Source organism: Nocardia rhamnosiphila NBRC 108938, from assembly GCF_000720425.1.
Taxonomy (GTDB): domain Bacteria; phylum Actinomycetota; class Actinomycetes; order Mycobacteriales; family Mycobacteriaceae; genus Nocardia; species Nocardia rhamnosiphila.
Genome location: NZ_JOAJ01000005.1, coordinates 423,166 through 438,172 on the forward strand (window position 1 = coordinate 423,166; position 15,007 = coordinate 438,172).

Genomic DNA, 15,007 nt, shown 5'->3' on the forward strand with positions numbered 1-15,007 from the left:
GCCGGGCGGATATCCACGAACCAGTGAGGAGTAACTATGCGTATCGGGGATCCGAGCGACGACGAGTTGCGGGAGAACTTCGCCGAAATGCTCGAATCGGTCCGCAACGGCGGCGGCTTGCGCACCGAGACCGGTCTGGACATGGAGACCGAGGACGCGCTGTGGGCGATCGCCCGCGCCTATCCCGAGGTTTCCGACGAGTTGGTGGAGGCGGCCCGCGCGACCTTCGCGGGGCAGCTCGACGGCACCAACGCCCGGGCCCGCCGCGCGGAACTGGAGCGGCAGTTCGAGGAGTTGCGGCGCACCCGCGACGCGCGGTGACCGGCCGGTTCGGCCGCGGCTCGGCGTGGGCGGATCCGGCGGTCCAGTGGTTGCGGTCGGGGAGTGAGGCGATCGCTTCCGAGTTCTGTACGAGGGGAATGTGGGCGAAGTGACAAGGACGGACGAACAAGCCGGGGAAGCGCCGGTCCATGACGATCCGGTGTCCCCGGGGCCGGCCGCCCCGGGCGCCGAGGAGGCCGGCGCAGCGGTCGCCGGCCCGGAAGACCCGGATACCCCGCGGGACGGGGACCCCGATGTCGGTTTCACCCTGTCACCGCCCGCGCCGGCACCCGATCCCGCCGCGGCTGCTCGTGCGATCGTGCACGATGTCGCCCGGCAACTGGCCGCGGTCGCGCCCGAGGGCTGGCACCGGGTGGACGCGGTGTTCGCGTCGACGGTGACCGCCGATGTCGGTTTCGCGGTCTTCTCCGACGAACGGCAGCACGCCGTGCGGTGGAGTCCCGGTCCCGAGGTACTCGCGCTGGTGCGCGAACACCGGACGCTGTCCGCCGCGCTGGGGGACGGGCCGTGGTGGCGCCTGCTGCTGAGCCTCACCCGCGCCGGACAGCTCGAGGTCGACTACGACTACGGTGACGAGCCGTTCCCCGACGATCAGTTGTTCGCACCCGAGATCTACCGCGCCGATCTGGAAGCGTTCCCTCGCAGATCGCTCCCGGTGTGGTTGGCGGCGTATCTGCGGCACGGGGACCGCCAGCAGCGTCCCCCCGGCGTGGCCGCCGCACAGGCACGTGCGGACCGGCAAGCCGGTGTTTCCGGTCGACCGGTCGGCGATCTCCCTCCTTTCCCGCTGATGGCCGCGCGCTGGGCGGTGCTGTCTGCGGCGTTCACCGCCGTACGCTCCGAGTGGGGTCCCCGGCTGCGGCCGGGACTGCGCTGGTTCGAGGGAGCCACCCGCAGTGGGTCATCCCTGCACGCGCTGCCCGCCGGTCGCGCGGTGCTGTCCGGCGGTGTGTGGAACGCACCGGAACTCGATCGGGCCTACAACAGTGCGGACGAACTGCCGCAGCTGTTCCGGGGCGCACCGGACTGGGTCGCCGATCAGGTCCTGAACCACCGGGCGGGCGCCGGGATGCTGACCTTCTGCTACTGGTGGGACGGGCAGAGCTGGTACCGCGGGGAGTCGCCGGACCCCGCGGTGATCACCGACGCGATTCCCGGGGTGCGCGAGGCGGATACGGTCGCGCGGATCGTGACCGGTCTGCTCGGCCCCGAGCCGTCCGGCGAGCAGCGGGCTGCCGCCACGGACCTGGTATCGGCGGCCGAAGCGGGTCTCCTCACCCGTGCCGCCCTCGCCCATGTCTTTCCCGAGGCCGGCGACTCCGATCTCGATGCCGCCTTCTATCAGCTGGTGATGGGCGGAGTGACCGCGCCGGAACCCCTCACGGCCGAAGCTGCGCTCGACCGGGTTGGCAGGTATCTGACCGACAGCGGCGCGGACACTTCCGGTTATTCCGTGGCGGAACTACGCGCGGAACGGGTGAATACCGGGTGGATGGTGTACGTCCCGGTGCCGCCCGGCGAGATCGCGGTCGGCCGGGCGATCTTCTACCTGGCCGATGACGGGGTGCTGGAGCGTTCCTCGTCGTCGGTGGCGCCCTCGCGCTATCTGCCCGAATTCGAACAGCGGTTCCGCGAACGTAACCGCACACTGCTGTAGCGCGCGGACCGGCTGCGCGTCAATGCAGTTCGTGATGTGTTCACGCACTGGACGGCAGCGCACCGAAACTTCGATGGCCGTTCAGCGTGTGGTGGGCCGAGGGTAAGACTCGGCTGCGATCTTCGGTTGTGACCCGTGCTGTCGCCGGGCGTCGGTGAGGAAGGCGTGAGCGAATGGAATGCCCGGCGCCGATGCTCGACCGGAGTGGTGTCGATTGTGGGATCACCACCACTCCGTCGTGTGGCCGGAATGCGACCCGGCCGGACGTTCAGTTGTGTTGTCCGGGGGTGGGAGTCCCGGGATCGGACGCCGGAATCGTATCCCTCTGGTGCCCATCCGTTCTCGAGTCGCTGTTCCCAAGATTGACGAGTGGCAGGACACGGAACTTCGACGTGGCGGGAGTGTGAGGTATGGCCGGCGACGACCCGTGGGGTGCTTTCCGGGACCGGGCCGCGAGCGGCGGCGTGGCGTTCGAGGAAACTGTCGCGCGGGACGCGGCGCAGTTCTGTGCCGATCTGATCAGCATTTTCGATGTCGTCGACGGGGTCGCGCCGCTGCTGGTGCCGCTGACCGCGCTCGGACCCGAATCGTTCTCCGGTCCGGAGCGGCTGCGCGCGAAGTACGACGAGGTCGCCGGTGAGTTCGCCGACGACATCATGTCCGGGCATCGCCGGCGCGTCACCGATCTGGGCGAGGCCTTCGTCCTGGCCGGAAAGCTCTATCAGGAAACCGACGCGGACGCGGCCGGGACCTTCGCGCGGATGGTGGACGACAGTATGGCGGGCTCGCTGATCGAGCACGCGTTCTCGCATTACGACGAGACCGACGGCTGGGTCGACGAGACCTACACACTCGTTCCCGATCTCGGCAATTACGCCGACAAGAACAACAAGTTCACGCTGCCGAGCGGCCTGTCGGGATTGCCCGGTAGCGCGGGTGCGGAAGGGTTCGCGGCGGAGGCGCCGCCGGCCGGTGGACTGAACTTCAACCAGTTCTGGTGGCTGGGCCAGGAGATCAACGGCGCTTCCCAGTTCATCGCGGACAAGGCCACCTATTGGATCCGGATGAAGATCCAGCTGGACACCGGCTTCACCGATTTCGACCAGGGGATGCAGGGCCTGCTGGAGTCGGATCGCTGGAAAGGTCAGGGCGTCGAGGGCGCGACCACGGCGGTCCGGGCCTATCTCGGCAGCGGTAAGTATCTGATCTCGGCCATGCAGCAGCTCGGCGACAACCTGCTGAACGCGTCCCAGTGGATTCAGAACACCGCGCTGGGCATGCCGGACAAATCGTGGGCCTACACCCGTCAGGAGGGTGGCGACGCCGCTGTCCACCAGCAGGAGGCCTTCGCGCGACAGGTCTACGCGAACTGGTACGAACCGGGTGTCGAGCTGTCCTCCAGCGCGATCCCCAAACTGGTGAAGCCTGCCGAGACCACCGGTCCCCCGCCGAACAACGGGGAACGCACTGGCCAGAACGGTGGCGGTGGAGGTGGCGGCGCCAACGGTGGCGGTGGTGGCGGCGCCGCCGGCGGCGGCCAGAACGGACGGTACGAGCAGCAGCAGGCGGCGCTACAGGAGATCGATCAGCAACGTGCGGAATTGCTGGCCGCGCAGCAGGATCTCGAGGAGCAGGCGCAGGCGCAGCAGGCCGCGCTGCAGCAGCAACAGCAGGCTCTCGAGAAGCAGCCGGAGGCGCAGCCGCTGTTGCAGGCGGCGCAACAGGGGTTGCAGCAACTCGGCCAGCTGGGACAGCAGTTGTCCACCGCCGCGCAGCAGGCGTTGCAGCAGGCCGGTATCACCGGGCTGCCGGGGATGCCCGCGTTGCAGGACGCGGTGAAGAACTACCAGTCGGCGTTGCAGAAGGCGGGGAAGTTGCCCGCCGGTCTGGGTGGTGGCGGAGGCGGTGGCGCGGGTGCCGGCGGCGGGCCGGGCGCGACCGGCCCGAAGTCCCCGCAGGTGCCGAACGTGGAAAAGGCCGCCAAACTTTTTCCCCGTGCTTCCCTCGCCACAACGGTCGGCGCCGCACAGTCCGCCGGTGTCGCCGCGTCCTCGATGGGGCAGGGCGCCCCCATGGGGGGTATGCCGATGGGCGGCGGTGGCGCGGGCGGCGCCGCCCAGGGCGGTCAGCAGAAGGACCACAAACGCGCCGACTATCTCGATTCCACCGAATGGCTGGAAGAAGGTATCGGTGAGCCGTCGGTCGTGGCGAAACCCGTGGTGGATCAGTGATCGCCGGGGCCGGACCGCGGCTGTGGCGGTTCACCGATATCGAGTTCTACGCCCTGTGGACGGCGGCGAGCGGGGAGCTGGGGCTGCCCTTCCCCTTCCACTTCACCGCACGCACCCTCGACCCGCATAAGTTCCGGTTCGAGCAGCGGCAGGCGCGTGCGGGATTACGCGAACGGCTGGGGGAGACATTGGATCCGGTGCTCGATGTCCTCGCCCACCCCGATATCCGGGTGGTGGTCAGCGGCAGCGACCACCGCGAGGGCGATGAGCCGCGCAGTGTCATGCGGTTGTTCGGCGCTCGCCGGGACGCGGCCGGCTATGTCGTCTCCTCGCTCCCCGGTGAGAGTTTCTGGCACAGTGGTGGTTTCACCGTAACCGGATGCGACGCGGTGCGGCTGGCGGATGAACTGGTGGCGGAGCTGCCCGATATGCCCGCCGGAAGCCGCGGCGAGACGGTGCTGCCGCGCCGTGCCGGGGCCGTGGACCGGGAGGAGGTTCGCCCCCGGAAGGCTCCTACCGTGCGTGATTCGTTCGACGCGTCGGAGTTCGAACGTGGGTCGGCGTTCCTCGCCGCGCCCGTGAGCTGTGTGGGAACGATCGGTGTGGAGCAGGGTTCGTCGATCTACGGCCCGCGCGGTATCACTCGGCACCGGATGGAGTGGCGGGACCTGGTCGACGACGGCAGGTATCTGATCCGCGGGGCCGACACACCCATTGCCGCACCCGCCGACACCGAGTTGCTGAAGGGCGCGATCAATTCGATGGTGGCGCAGGTGGTCCGGGTCATCAAGGACGAGCGCCGCAAAGTTTGAGCGGTCTCACCGGCGACGGCCGTGCTCGTCCCATTCCCGGATCGCCTCCAGTTCGCCGTGCTCTCCGAACAAGCTCTCCGCGGCGAGGCGACCGTTGGGATGCCACCGCCGGAACACCCCGCGCGGCTGCCCGCGACAGCTCTCGCCCTCCGATTTCAGCCGTCCGTCGGGCCACCACTCCCGGCAGCTGCCGTGGCGCAATCCGTCGAGGTAGAACTCCTGGGACAGCAGCTGTCCGGGCACCAGCTCTTCGACCACCTCGCCGGTGAACGGTTGCCCCGCGTACTCCAGTCGTAGGTCGGGGCTCACCGTGGTCGGGTCCTCGTTCAGGTCGATTCGCCTCATCGCGGATCTCCCGTGGGTCCGTGCACTCGGACAGAATATCGATGCGCTGGGCAAAAGCGGTGCATATGCGGCGAATTCGCGGCGTTCACTCGCCTCCGACGCCGGCCGATCGGACCGGTGCGCCGCCCGACGGAATGCCGGTGGCGGCCTCGGCCGGCAGCGCGAGCGTGGTCGCCGATCCGCCGGAGCCGGGACATCTCGCGGGCCGCTGCGGGTCGACGTGAATTCCGGCAGGGAAGCGGTTCCATTCGGAACCGGGATCCACCGCTTCGGTGACTCGAACAATGAGCCGTTGAATAGCGGTCGATAAACGATCGAATTCCGTTTCGGGAGCTCCCGTCCGGCATCGGACGGCCTTGGCGTAGGACCGATCGGGCACCAGGAGCGGTGCGCCTCTTCCCATCTCGGGTGATCAGGGCCACATTCATCGCCTGACCGGTAAGTCGCGTCCGGCTATCCGCGGCACGGCCATCACCGGCCGATAACCGTCAGTTCATCTCGGCGATCGATACTCGAATGGAGAAATGGTCCGGATAGTTGAGGCGGGCAGGTGCGATGGAATATGTGCGAGGGCCACGCCGCCGGGCCGTTCGAATATCGGAGGAGGCCGCACGATGAGCGATTCCGACCAGGGCGGAACCGAATTTCCCACCGAGTTCAGCGCGCATTCGCTGACGGGGGAAATTCGCGTCCGGACAACGGAAATGGGTTTACCCGTGGCGATCTCCGTGGAACCCGGGCAGCTGCGCCGCGATCCGGATGCGCTCGCCGGTGAGATCCTGCGACTGTGCAGAAAGTCGGCCGCGCGGGCGGGCCTGGAGCGGAGGAAACAGCTGCAAGAGGCAGGTTTCACCGCCGAGATGCTGCGGTCGATCGGCCTGCCCACCGAAGCCGAGGTGGCGCGGCAGGAGATCGTCGACGAGCAGGACTACGACACCGAACCCGAGAGTTGGCTACGTTCGGTCTAGACGTCGCGGAATCGGCACTCCGAAATCGGGGCGCGAGAAGAGAAAGCCGACAACAGGTCTCGATTCTTTCGGAGGTGGACATGGTCGAAACAATGGATGAACTAATTGCCAGAGTGCAGCAGCAGGTTTATCGGCTCACCGATCTACGTGACGCGATGACCGGCATCCTGATTACCGAGACGTCATCCGACGGCACGGTGACCGCGGAAGTGGACGGCAATGCGGCGCTGACCGGACTGAGTTTCACCGGCGCGATCAGCAAACTCACTCCGGAGCAGTTCGAGAAAACGCTGGTCGATACCGCACGGGCGGCAGCGCACCGGGCCGTGACCGAACTCGGCGAGTTGATAAACGACTTCAATGCGGAGAGCACTAGGTAGTCACCGAGTGTTAACCGCGGCGCGATCGCGGCCGAAGGTATCGAATGGGTAGCGTTTATTACGAAACATTGTGGGATGTTTCGGGATTGGACGAAGACATGAACAACATTCACGTTGTCCCGGACGCGGTTCGCCTGTACGGCAGCGAATCCGCGGCCATGGCGGCCGGGGTGGCCGCGGCCGGCGCGGTCGATCAGGCGGCGACGGTCGCCTTCGCGGCTCCGGTGTTCGGGCTGATCGGTCAGGAATTCCTGGCCGCGTTCGCCTACGCGCAGGCCAATCACCTGTCCTCGGTGGCCGAACTCGCCGCCGTGCACGCCGGCACCGCGCTCACCGCGCATCAGGCCGCGGCGAGCTACGAGATCGCCGACGCCGGTAACGCTACGAACATCGGCGCGGTGTTCCCGGGTTCATGAGCAGCCCAGGAGCAGGCGCGGCCCCGCCTCCCGGCGCGGAAGCCCTCGACCCGACAGTGCTGGACCTGTTACGCGGCAGTGCGCTGGCGCCGATGCTGGACAGGCCGGTGAACGACATCCTGCACGGCATGGGATTGCCGCACCTGCCGGAACTGCCGGCGTTCGGCCAACTCCCGGATATGCCGCCGCTGCCGACGATCGACCTGAGTGCGCTGATGCGCCCGCTCACCGATCTCGCCTCGGCCTTCGGCACCGGCCGATTCGGTGCCCCGGCCCCGGCCGCCCCGGCGGATGGCGCGGCCACTCCGCCCGACGCGGCGGCCGCGCCACCGCCGGTGGATCCCACCCAGGCGTTATCGCAGATATCGACCGTGATGCAGACGCTGCTGCAGGTCGCACCGTCGGCCCTACAGGCGGTCATGGGCCTGTGGCAGGGGATGGGTGCCACCGAGGCGGCGGCGAAGGCCGGTGCGGCACAGGCGGACGCGGCCGCGCTGGAGGCGCAGAGCACCGGCGAGAAAACCCACCTGGTCAAGGGCGCCACCAGCGTGGCGATCGGCGGCGCGGAGATGGCTGCGGTCATCGCCGCGTTCTCGGCGAAGCTGGCGCTGGCCCCGCTCTACGCGACGTCCGCGGGCGGCGCGGCGTACCTGGTGGCCTCGGCGGTCGAGGCGGGCGTCGAGGGGCTGGCCATCACGGCCAAGACCAAGACCGAACTCGGTATCGAGGCAGTGGGTATGACGCAGACCGGCGAGAAGGTGCCCATCACCAACGCGCCCACCGGTGTGAACCCGGCCGATCAGATGAATCAGTTGATACAGCTCGTCGGTATGGTCACGCCGCTCATCGGGACCGTGGGGCAGGCCGCTCAGGCGCTGGGGCAGCCGGCCGCCGCGAGCCCGGCACTGTCCGCGCCGAAACCCATCGACGCGCCGGGCGCCACGGACGGCCCCGGGCACCACGAGCCGGCCGAAGCGCGGACCGGAGGTTTCGGCGGTCTCGGTGGGGCAGCGATGGCGGCGGGGGCGACCGCCGCGCCGCTGAGCCCCTTCCCCGGGACCAGGACCGCGGCACCCGGTCCACTCGGTGCGGTCGGCGCGCCGGGTGGACTCGGCGGCGTGTCGTCGGGGTCGGGCGCGGCCGCCGCGGCGCACAACGGGACCACGAATTCCACCGCGGCCGGCAGTGGCCCCGGCGTGATGCCGATGGGCGCGGGGATGGGTGCCGCCGCGGGAATGGCCCGTGACGGCGAGTCGGTGACCGACGGTTCGGCGCGCGGCATGGTCTCGGCCGAACACGGTGACGAAGTGGTCGGGTCGCTCGAAGGTATCGCGGTGCCGGTCGTCGGCGGGGCGGAAACAGCATCGGAACCACCGCCGGACAAAGAACTCACGCTCTGAGAGCACCGGCGAACAGCACACAGGAGGGTCTCATGAACAACGAGATGGGTGAGGTCTACGACGGTGTCCGGTTCGACCCGGCCGCGGCGGGCAAGGCCTCGTCGGGGCTGGACACGCTGGCCGACCGGCTGGCCGCCGATCTCGACGCGGCCGCGCAGGCGCTGACCGTGGTGCCGGCGGGGATCGACGAGGTGTCGGGGCGGGCGTCGCAGACCCACAACGAAGTCGCCACCTCGTACCTGACCAGCGCGCAGGCCAGTGTGCGGGAGATGCGCAAACTGGCCGCCACGCTGCGGCTGAGCTCGACGCAGTTCGACGGTATGGAAACCGACAATGTCTCGAACCTCGGCGGCCCGAAGGCCTGACCGCAGCTCCTACCGGCGACGATCGAAGGGTATTGCGCAGCGATGATCGAACCACCGCAGCCCGGTTTCACCGGTGTCGTGTGGCCCGCGCGCCCGGCCGACCGGCTGGCCCGCGACCTCACCGCCGGCCCGGGTGCCGTGCCGATGGCCGAGGCCGTCCAGGCGTGGGCCCGGCTGGCCGCGTCCTTCGGCGCGGCAGTGGTGGAGTACGAACGGATGGTGCTGGAGATGCGCGGTGCCTGGGGTTCCGGGCGCAGCAGCGAAGTCCTGCAGCGTATCTCGACCCTGCGCGACTGGCTGGTCGATGCGGCGGCGGCCGCGACGGCCAATGCCGCGCGCTTCCAGGCGCAGGTCGCGGCCTACGAGATCGCCCGGCTGGCGATGCCGCATACCGCCGATATCGAACAGATCCAGCAGATCCAGCGGATGCTGGAATCGGTCGGCGGCATGCTGGGGGCACCGATCGAGGCGATCGCGGCCGAGATCGACAAGGACGCGGATATGGCCAAGGCCGTGGCCTCCCGGGTCATGGAGAACTACGAGAAGGCCACCGAACCGCTCGCGTCGTCGTGGCAGCATCCCGAGCCACCGGTGATCGCGCCCGATACCGCGCTGGCCGCCGAACACGCGGCCGCCGCGCCGGGCGCAACCGCACCGCCGCCCGCGGTGCGTGGCGGTATGCCGCTGGGCGCGCTGGGGATACCGGTGGGCGCGATTCCGATTCCGGCGGCGATGCCGCGGGTCCCGGTCGCCTACACCGCGCCGGTCTATACCCAGTCCGCGACGGTCCCGGAGGTCCTACCGCAGAACGCGTCGGTCGCCGGTGGTTCTTCCCAGGCGGCGCCGCTCGCGCCGGGGGCGATGGGTGCCGCGAACGCCGCGGCCGGCGGGCAGGAGGCGCCACGGTTCCCGCGGGCGGGCCTGTCCGGTGACGAGGACGATCAGTTCGCCGGCGAGGGCGAACTGCGGGCCGCGCCGGCGGTGCTCGGCGCGGTGGAGGCGCCGGCGGCGCGGGCGCACGCCGGAGGTACGCCGTGCGGACTTTGAGCAATGACGGCCTGCTCGCGGTCGCCGAGCGACTCGGTGTGCAGACCCTGCCCCTGGTGCTCGCCGCCGGGCCGCGGCAGGACTCCTACGACGAATGGCGGGCGGCGCGGGAGCGAGCCGTCGCGGAACTGACCACCGCGGAGGTGTTCGACGCCGAGGGCGATGTGGACACCGACCTGGCCGACGCGTTGTACATACTCGCGCAACCGGATCACGAGCTGGTGGCCCGCGGTTACGGGCCGGAGCACACGCTGCGCGGATGCGTCGCCGGTCGCGCGCAGCGGTACGCGGTGGCGATCCGGACCGGGGACAGTTTCGATATCGGGACCATCTGGTGCGACGGATCGCCCGCCGCGCTGGTACGGCCGCTGCTGGACGCGCTCGGGCCGGGTGAGCCCGCCGCGATCGGTGGATTCAGCGCGCCGGCCGACGAACTCGCCGCCCGCCTGAACGCCGCCGAGACCACCGGCGACTACGCGGACGCCCTTTACGCGCTGGGGATACCCGACCGCGACGCCACCGTGCTCGGCTCGGCCTTCGCCAGCTGCCACGCCTACACCGAGATCGTGGCCTACAGCCACGAGGACGGGCTGACCACCCGCGCCCCCGGCGCCGTCGCGGTGTATGACACCGAACGTGGGCGGATCGCGACCGCCCCCATGGTTTCGCCGGACCGGCAGGTCTGGTCGACGGTCACGACGGGCACCGGCCATCGGGTCGCGCAGGCGGTCGCCGCGCTGCTCGAGGGCCTGCCCGGGGGGAGGTGGCCGACACCGTAGTTCTCCCGGTGCTAACCCACCGTCTCTTCATCTCGAGATCGTCGGATCTCGGCACGAAAACGAATTCACGAAAGGAACCCCACAATGGCTACACAGGGTGTTGATCTCGATCTCGAGCTGGTCAAGAAGGCGACCGGCGAGATGTACCAGGCCATCGAAAATCTGCGGCTGTCGGTGAAGGCCGTGGATTCGGCCAGCGATGCCGCGCGCGCGGGCTGGAAGGGCGACGCCAACGCGTCGTTCGTCACCACCTCGCAGGCCTGGAGCGACGAGTCCGACCGACTGAACCAGAAGCTCGACGAGCTGACCAAGGCCACCGAAGACGCCACCCAGACCATTCTGGGCATGGACGAGGACGCCTTCATCCCCGGCGGCGGCTACACCAGCCTCTGACTCCGTAGCACGGCACTTCCACCTATCCACTCCACCGAGAAGGAATTGGGATCATGAGCGATATCTTGTACGACAAGCCCACTATGGAGGCTTTGTTCGACTCGCTGAAGACCGAGGGCAGCAAGATCCAGGGTGAGATCGAGGCCCTGGCCACCGCCAAGGACAACTTCCTCAACGCCATGGCCAGCCAGGGCGCCCAGGAAGGGTTCCAGACCGCCCACGGCGCGGTGAACACCGAGCTCGAGGACACCCTCACCAAGCTGGACCAGCTCGCCGCGGCGGTGGAGAACGCGCTGCACCGCGCGCTCGAGACCGATAAGAAGATCGGCGACGGCTTCGCCGCTTTCGGCTGATCGCGCCGCACCGGAAGTCGAACGGCCGGCTGGATCGGATGAGGATCCAGCCGGCCGTTCTCGTGCGTGCGGTCTCTCAGCGCGCGGCCAGGGATTCGCCGATGTAGTGCATCTCCTCCTGGGTGGTCACCATGTTCACCGTCGTCGTCACGGCGGGGGTGCGGACGGTGACCCGGTTGGGGGCGTCCGGATCCTGGATGAGCGAGACATCCGCGTCGAGCGACCCCGGCGGGTCGTGCGGCTGCCGGACGTGCACGATGGTGGCCCCGCCCGCGTGGGAGACCGGGTCGACACCGTCGAACACCAGCACCGTGGTGCTCGGATAGGGCGCGGTGGGCAGCGGCGGCGGGCCGGGCGGATGGTAGCTGGCACCCGCCGCGCGGGGCGCGATGGTGAGGATCTGCGGGGCGTCCAGATTGCGGACCAGGGTCTGCCAGGCCTCGGGCCGGGAGGTGTGCACGATGGCGTGCGCGCCGAGTCCGGTGGCGCGCAGGATCACCTGTTGCGCGAGATCCAGCGTCCCGATCACCTCGAGCTGGCGGGTGCCCTCGCCGATGAGCGGTACCGCGATACCCTGGCCGCGGTCGTCGGCACCGATGAGCTGGCCGCAACCGGCGGTGGGCACGGTGAACTCGGCGAGCGCGGTGAGCGTGCCGCGGTAGGCGACGTCTCGTCCCCAGCGGCCGGTGTAGCCGACCGGCAGCGTATCGAGCAGGATGCGCAGCTGGTTCCCGTAGAGCTGCCGCAGCCCCGGCAGCGGTGGCTGCTCGGGTGGTTCGACCGTGTCGAAGCGGACCACGGCGTTGAGGACCACGGTTTCGGCCAGCTCGGTGTGCGGGTCGTTGCGGCCGATACCGGGCCGCAGCCGCAGGGTGACCGTGGTCGACAGGCCGGGCACCGCCCAGATGTCGGCCAGTCCGCGTGGGCCCACCATATCGGCGCCGATCTGGTATTGGGCGAGGTATCGGCCCTGGGATTCCAGCCATTTCGGGGATTCGGTCAGCTGGTCCACGGAGAAGCCGTGGGTGAGTTCACGGACCGCGGTGTTCATTTCGGTCGCGGTGAGCACCGAGGCGGCGATATCGTGCGCGGCCAGCCGATTCGCCACCCGCCGGGTGGCGATGATGGCGGCGCGCAGTGCGCCGGTGCCGCCGCCGCCGCGATTGTCCACCGCCTCGGCATTGGCCAGCGGGTCCAGCCGCAACACCAGCCAGCAGGTGCGATGGGCGATGGCCGGTAGCGGACCGAGGATCCGGTCGTAGAGGTGCGCGGCGATACCGGTACCGGCGGTCCGGGCGCCCGTGCTCACCACATCGATACCGGCCAGGGTCAGATCGAATTGGTCGAGACAGCGGGCGATCTCCGGCAGCGGCAGCAGCTGTTCGGTACTGAGCGAACCGGGCTGCAACAGGGTGAGCGTGTCCGGTGGCGGGTCGATGCGCAGCATGGTGAGCAGCAGATCCCCGTCCCAGCGCACCCCGTAGCCGCCGCCTTCGGGCAGCGGTACATCGAAGGCCGCCGCCTCGTCCAGCCGTTCCGCGGAGATCCGCCCGCGCCGGGCGAGCAGGCCGGCGATCCGCGCCACCAGGGTGCGGCCGCCGATCGGGGTCAGCCCGATAACGCCCACTCCGGCGCCGGCGCCGAGCGAATACCAGACCGAATCGATGAACGCGAGGACAACCCATGCGGTGAACGCGGCGACGAGAATACCGGGAACGACGATCCGGAGCGGAAATATCCGGAACAACCAGAATTCCGGATCGCGCAAAGTGTCATAGGCGGATACGCGAATATTCGTCGAATTCTGGGCGACTCCCGGTCCCGGGATTTCGGTGTCTCGAGGTTCGGAGTTCATCGTGTCGTTCACAGCTGTTAATTCCTGCCTGGGAGGCACGCACGTTCCGGTGGGCCGCAGGGCTTTTCACGGAACCGAGCCGACGTGGTCATCGGAAATTACGGTACCGTGTCGAATGAGATCGCGGTCGATAGCTCGATGGAGTTCGCAGTGCCAGCACAGCTGACTACCCGTGCCCAGGTGAACGGGTACCGATTCCTTTTGCGCCGTCTCGACCACGCATTGGTGCGCCGCGATGTGCGTATGTTGCACGATCCGATGCGTTCCCAAACCCGCTCGCTACTGGTCGGATTTGTACTCGGCATTCTCGTGGTCGCCGGTGCCGTCATTCTGGCGTTCCTGCGTCCACAGGGCGCGATCGGGGACGCGCTCATCGTCTCCGGCAAATCCAGCGGCGCACTGTATGTCGTGGTGAGCAAGGAGGACGGTAGCCGGACGCTGCACCCGGTACTCAATCTGGCCTCCGCGCGACTGATCACCGGCAGCAATGCCGAACCGCACGCGGTGAAGGACGACAAGCTCGGTTCCCTGCCGCGCGGACCGCTACTGGGTATCCCGGGGGCGCCGTCCGCGCTCCCGGGTTCCGCGCAGGGCGGTGACTCGCACTGGTCGCTGTGTGAGTCCATCGAATTGTCCGCGGGCGGTAGCGCGGCTTCGGCCGCGGGGGCGACGACGACCGTGGTGGCGGGCCGGCCCGAGCCGAGCGACCGGATCCGCGCCGCCGCCCCGTCCGACGCACTGCTGGTTTCCCGCGAGGACAAGACCTATCTCGTCTACGACGGCAAACGCGCCGAGGTGGATCCCGCGAATTCGGTACTCGCCCGCGCGCTCGACCTGCCGGGCCATCGGCCGCGGCCGGTCGGTACCGGTTTCCTCGGTGCCACCACCCAGGTCGCGGCACTCACCGCGCCGGCCATCGATCGAGCGGGCGAGCCGGGCCCGGGGCCGCTGGCGAATGTCCCGATCGGTGGCATCATCTCGGTGGCCGGCCTGGGCAACGCCTCGGGGCCGGAGATGTTCGTCGTGCTCGCCGACGGCGTGCAGCCGGTATCGCCGTTCGCCGCCGAGGTGATCCGCTACGCCGACTCGCAGGGGATGAGCGAGGTCGAGGTGGTGCCGCCCGATGCGCTCGACGATGTTCCGGTGGTGCGTCACCTGCCGATCGAGGACTTCCCGCGGGAGATCCCGCGCATCGTGGACGCCGAGGACGGGCCGGTCGCCTGTATCGCCTGGTCCAAATCGCCGGGCACCACTCCGGTGGAGAAGGGCGCCGGCGAAGGGCCGCGGGAACGCGCCACCGTCGGCCTGCTGATCGGCACCCGGCTGCCCCTTCCGGACTCCGCCGAACCGGTACGGCTGGCGACCGCGGACAGCAGCGGTGATCGGGTGGACGAGGTGTATGTGGCGCCCACGCACGGCGAATACGTCCAGATAACCGGCCTGGATCCGGGCAGTCCGCGTCGCGGCAGCCTGTTCTATATCGGTGACAACGGGATCCGCTACGGCATACCGGATCCGGCCACCGCCGCGGTTCTGGGTCTGGGCTCCACACCGCATCTGGCGCCGTGGGCCATTGTCGGCCGGCTCGTTCCGGGCCCGACCCTCGAGCCCGGGGCGGCCCTCATGAGTCACGATTCGCTGTCCGAGGGCTGACCGGGGTTCCG

Annotated in this window: 17 protein-coding genes; 14 read left to right on the forward strand and 3 right to left on the reverse strand. The window is 69.1% G+C overall.

What is annotated here, in order from left to right; translation table 11 throughout:
• The first annotated feature begins 36 nt into the window (after window positions 1-36).
• From IG75_RS0119520 to IG75_RS0119540, 4 genes are all read left to right on the forward strand, one after another.
• Window positions 37-321: a hypothetical protein gene (locus tag IG75_RS0119520; protein ID WP_030522639.1), complete on the forward strand. Its 285-nt coding sequence runs from the start codon at window positions 37-39 to the stop codon at window positions 319-321.
• 109 nt (window positions 322-430) lie between these two features.
• Entirely contained in the window at window positions 431-1,999 is a 1,569-nt protein-coding gene (locus IG75_RS0119530) for a hypothetical protein (RefSeq protein ID WP_245713321.1), read from the forward strand.
• 410 nt (window positions 2,000-2,409) lie between these two features.
• Window positions 2,410-4,230 (forward strand): hypothetical protein, encoded by a 1,821-nt coding sequence (locus tag IG75_RS0119535; protein WP_030522637.1) that lies wholly within the window; start codon window positions 2,410-2,412, stop codon window positions 4,228-4,230.
• The gene (locus IG75_RS0119540; protein WP_245713322.1) at window positions 4,227-5,042 is read left to right on the forward strand and encodes an ESX secretion-associated protein EspG; all 816 of its coding nucleotides are present in this window, start codon (window positions 4,227-4,229) and stop codon (window positions 5,040-5,042) included. Before IG75_RS0119535 ends, IG75_RS0119540 begins: the two co-directional genes overlap by 4 nt.
• A 6-nt stretch (window positions 5,043-5,048) precedes the next feature.
• Here IG75_RS0119540 and IG75_RS0119545 read toward each other — a convergent pair whose 3' ends face one another.
• Both IG75_RS0119545 and IG75_RS39195 read right to left on the reverse strand, forming a co-directional pair.
• A complete protein-coding gene (locus tag IG75_RS0119545; protein ID WP_030522635.1) occupies window positions 5,049-5,387 on the reverse strand; it encodes a toxin-antitoxin system YwqK family antitoxin in 339 nt (112 codons plus the stop codon).
• Between the two features lie 85 nt (window positions 5,388-5,472).
• Complete coding sequence (locus tag IG75_RS39195; RefSeq protein ID WP_156058989.1) at window positions 5,473-5,766, reverse strand: hypothetical protein; 294 nt, start codon at window positions 5,764-5,766, stop codon at window positions 5,473-5,475.
• A gap of 235 nt (window positions 5,767-6,001) precedes the next feature.
• Here IG75_RS39195 and IG75_RS0119555 point away from each other — a divergent pair, with 235 nt between their 5' ends.
• The 9 genes from IG75_RS0119555 (at window position 6,002) to IG75_RS0119595 (ending at window position 11,488) form a co-directional block, all read left to right on the forward strand.
• Window positions 6,002-6,355, forward strand: coding sequence for a hypothetical protein (locus IG75_RS0119555; RefSeq protein ID WP_030522633.1), 354 nt, complete (start codon window positions 6,002-6,004; stop codon window positions 6,353-6,355).
• Window positions 6,356-6,435: 80 nt separating this feature from the next.
• The gene (locus IG75_RS0119560; protein WP_030522632.1) at window positions 6,436-6,735 is read left to right on the forward strand and encodes a YbaB/EbfC family nucleoid-associated protein; all 300 of its coding nucleotides are present in this window, start codon (window positions 6,436-6,438) and stop codon (window positions 6,733-6,735) included.
• Between the two features lie 98 nt (window positions 6,736-6,833).
• On the forward strand, window positions 6,834-7,151 hold the full coding sequence (locus tag IG75_RS0119565; RefSeq protein ID WP_030522631.1) for a type VII secretion target: 318 nt from the start codon (window positions 6,834-6,836) through the stop codon (window positions 7,149-7,151).
• The gene (locus IG75_RS0119570; RefSeq protein ID WP_051714728.1) at window positions 7,148-8,551 is read left to right on the forward strand and encodes a hypothetical protein; all 1,404 of its coding nucleotides are present in this window, start codon (window positions 7,148-7,150) and stop codon (window positions 8,549-8,551) included. Before IG75_RS0119565 ends, IG75_RS0119570 begins: the two co-directional genes overlap by 4 nt.
• 32 nt (window positions 8,552-8,583) lie before the next feature.
• The gene (locus IG75_RS0119575; RefSeq protein WP_030525849.1) at window positions 8,584-8,916 is read left to right on the forward strand and encodes a PE family protein; all 333 of its coding nucleotides are present in this window, start codon (window positions 8,584-8,586) and stop codon (window positions 8,914-8,916) included.
• Window positions 8,917-8,958: 42 nt separating this feature from the next.
• Complete coding sequence (locus IG75_RS0119580; protein WP_030522628.1) at window positions 8,959-9,963, forward strand: PPE domain-containing protein; 1,005 nt, start codon at window positions 8,959-8,961, stop codon at window positions 9,961-9,963.
• Complete coding sequence (locus tag IG75_RS0119585; RefSeq protein WP_030522627.1) at window positions 9,951-10,742, forward strand: ESX secretion-associated protein EspG; 792 nt, start codon at window positions 9,951-9,953, stop codon at window positions 10,740-10,742. Before IG75_RS0119580 ends, IG75_RS0119585 begins: the two co-directional genes overlap by 13 nt.
• Window positions 10,743-10,826: 84 nt before the next feature.
• A complete protein-coding gene (locus tag IG75_RS0119590) occupies window positions 10,827-11,135 on the forward strand; it encodes a WXG100 family type VII secretion target (protein WP_051714729.1) in 309 nt (102 codons plus the stop codon).
• 53 nt (window positions 11,136-11,188) lie between these two features.
• Window positions 11,189-11,488: a hypothetical protein gene (locus IG75_RS0119595; protein WP_036514495.1), complete on the forward strand. Its 300-nt coding sequence runs from the start codon at window positions 11,189-11,191 to the stop codon at window positions 11,486-11,488.
• A 76-nt stretch (window positions 11,489-11,564) separates the two neighbouring features.
• Here the strand turns inward: IG75_RS0119595 and eccE are convergent, their stop codons facing one another.
• Complete coding sequence (gene eccE / locus IG75_RS0119600; RefSeq protein ID WP_245713323.1) at window positions 11,565-13,355, reverse strand: type VII secretion protein EccE; 1,791 nt, start codon at window positions 13,353-13,355, stop codon at window positions 11,565-11,567.
• 138 nt (window positions 13,356-13,493) lie between these two features.
• Here eccE and eccB point away from each other — a divergent pair, with 138 nt between their 5' ends.
• On the forward strand, window positions 13,494-14,996 hold the full coding sequence (eccB, locus tag IG75_RS0119605; protein ID WP_030522623.1) for a type VII secretion protein EccB: 1,503 nt from the start codon (window positions 13,494-13,496) through the stop codon (window positions 14,994-14,996).
• Window positions 14,997-15,007: the final 11 nt, after the last annotated feature.

Coding starts and splice junctions, on each gene's coding strand:
- IG75_RS0119520 (WP_030522639.1), top strand. CDS start 37: ATGCGTATCGGGGATCCGAGCGACGACGAGTTGCGGGAGAACTTCGCC.
- IG75_RS0119535 (WP_030522637.1), top strand. CDS start 2,410: ATGGCCGGCGACGACCCGTGGGGTGCTTTCCGGGACCGGGCCGCGAGC.
- IG75_RS0119545 (WP_030522635.1), bottom strand. CDS start 5,387: ATGAGGCGAATCGACCTGAACGAGGACCCGACCACGGTGAGCCCCGAC.
- IG75_RS0119555 (WP_030522633.1), top strand. CDS start 6,002: ATGAGCGATTCCGACCAGGGCGGAACCGAATTTCCCACCGAGTTCAGC.
- IG75_RS0119560 (WP_030522632.1), top strand. CDS start 6,436: ATGGTCGAAACAATGGATGAACTAATTGCCAGAGTGCAGCAGCAGGTT.
- IG75_RS0119565 (WP_030522631.1), top strand. CDS start 6,834: ATGAACAACATTCACGTTGTCCCGGACGCGGTTCGCCTGTACGGCAGC.
- IG75_RS0119570 (WP_051714728.1), top strand. CDS start 7,148: ATGAGCAGCCCAGGAGCAGGCGCGGCCCCGCCTCCCGGCGCGGAAGCC.
- IG75_RS0119575 (WP_030525849.1), top strand. CDS start 8,584: ATGAACAACGAGATGGGTGAGGTCTACGACGGTGTCCGGTTCGACCCG.
- IG75_RS0119580 (WP_030522628.1), top strand. CDS start 8,959: ATGATCGAACCACCGCAGCCCGGTTTCACCGGTGTCGTGTGGCCCGCG.
- IG75_RS0119590 (WP_051714729.1), top strand. CDS start 10,827: ATGGCTACACAGGGTGTTGATCTCGATCTCGAGCTGGTCAAGAAGGCG.
- IG75_RS0119595 (WP_036514495.1), top strand. CDS start 11,189: ATGAGCGATATCTTGTACGACAAGCCCACTATGGAGGCTTTGTTCGAC.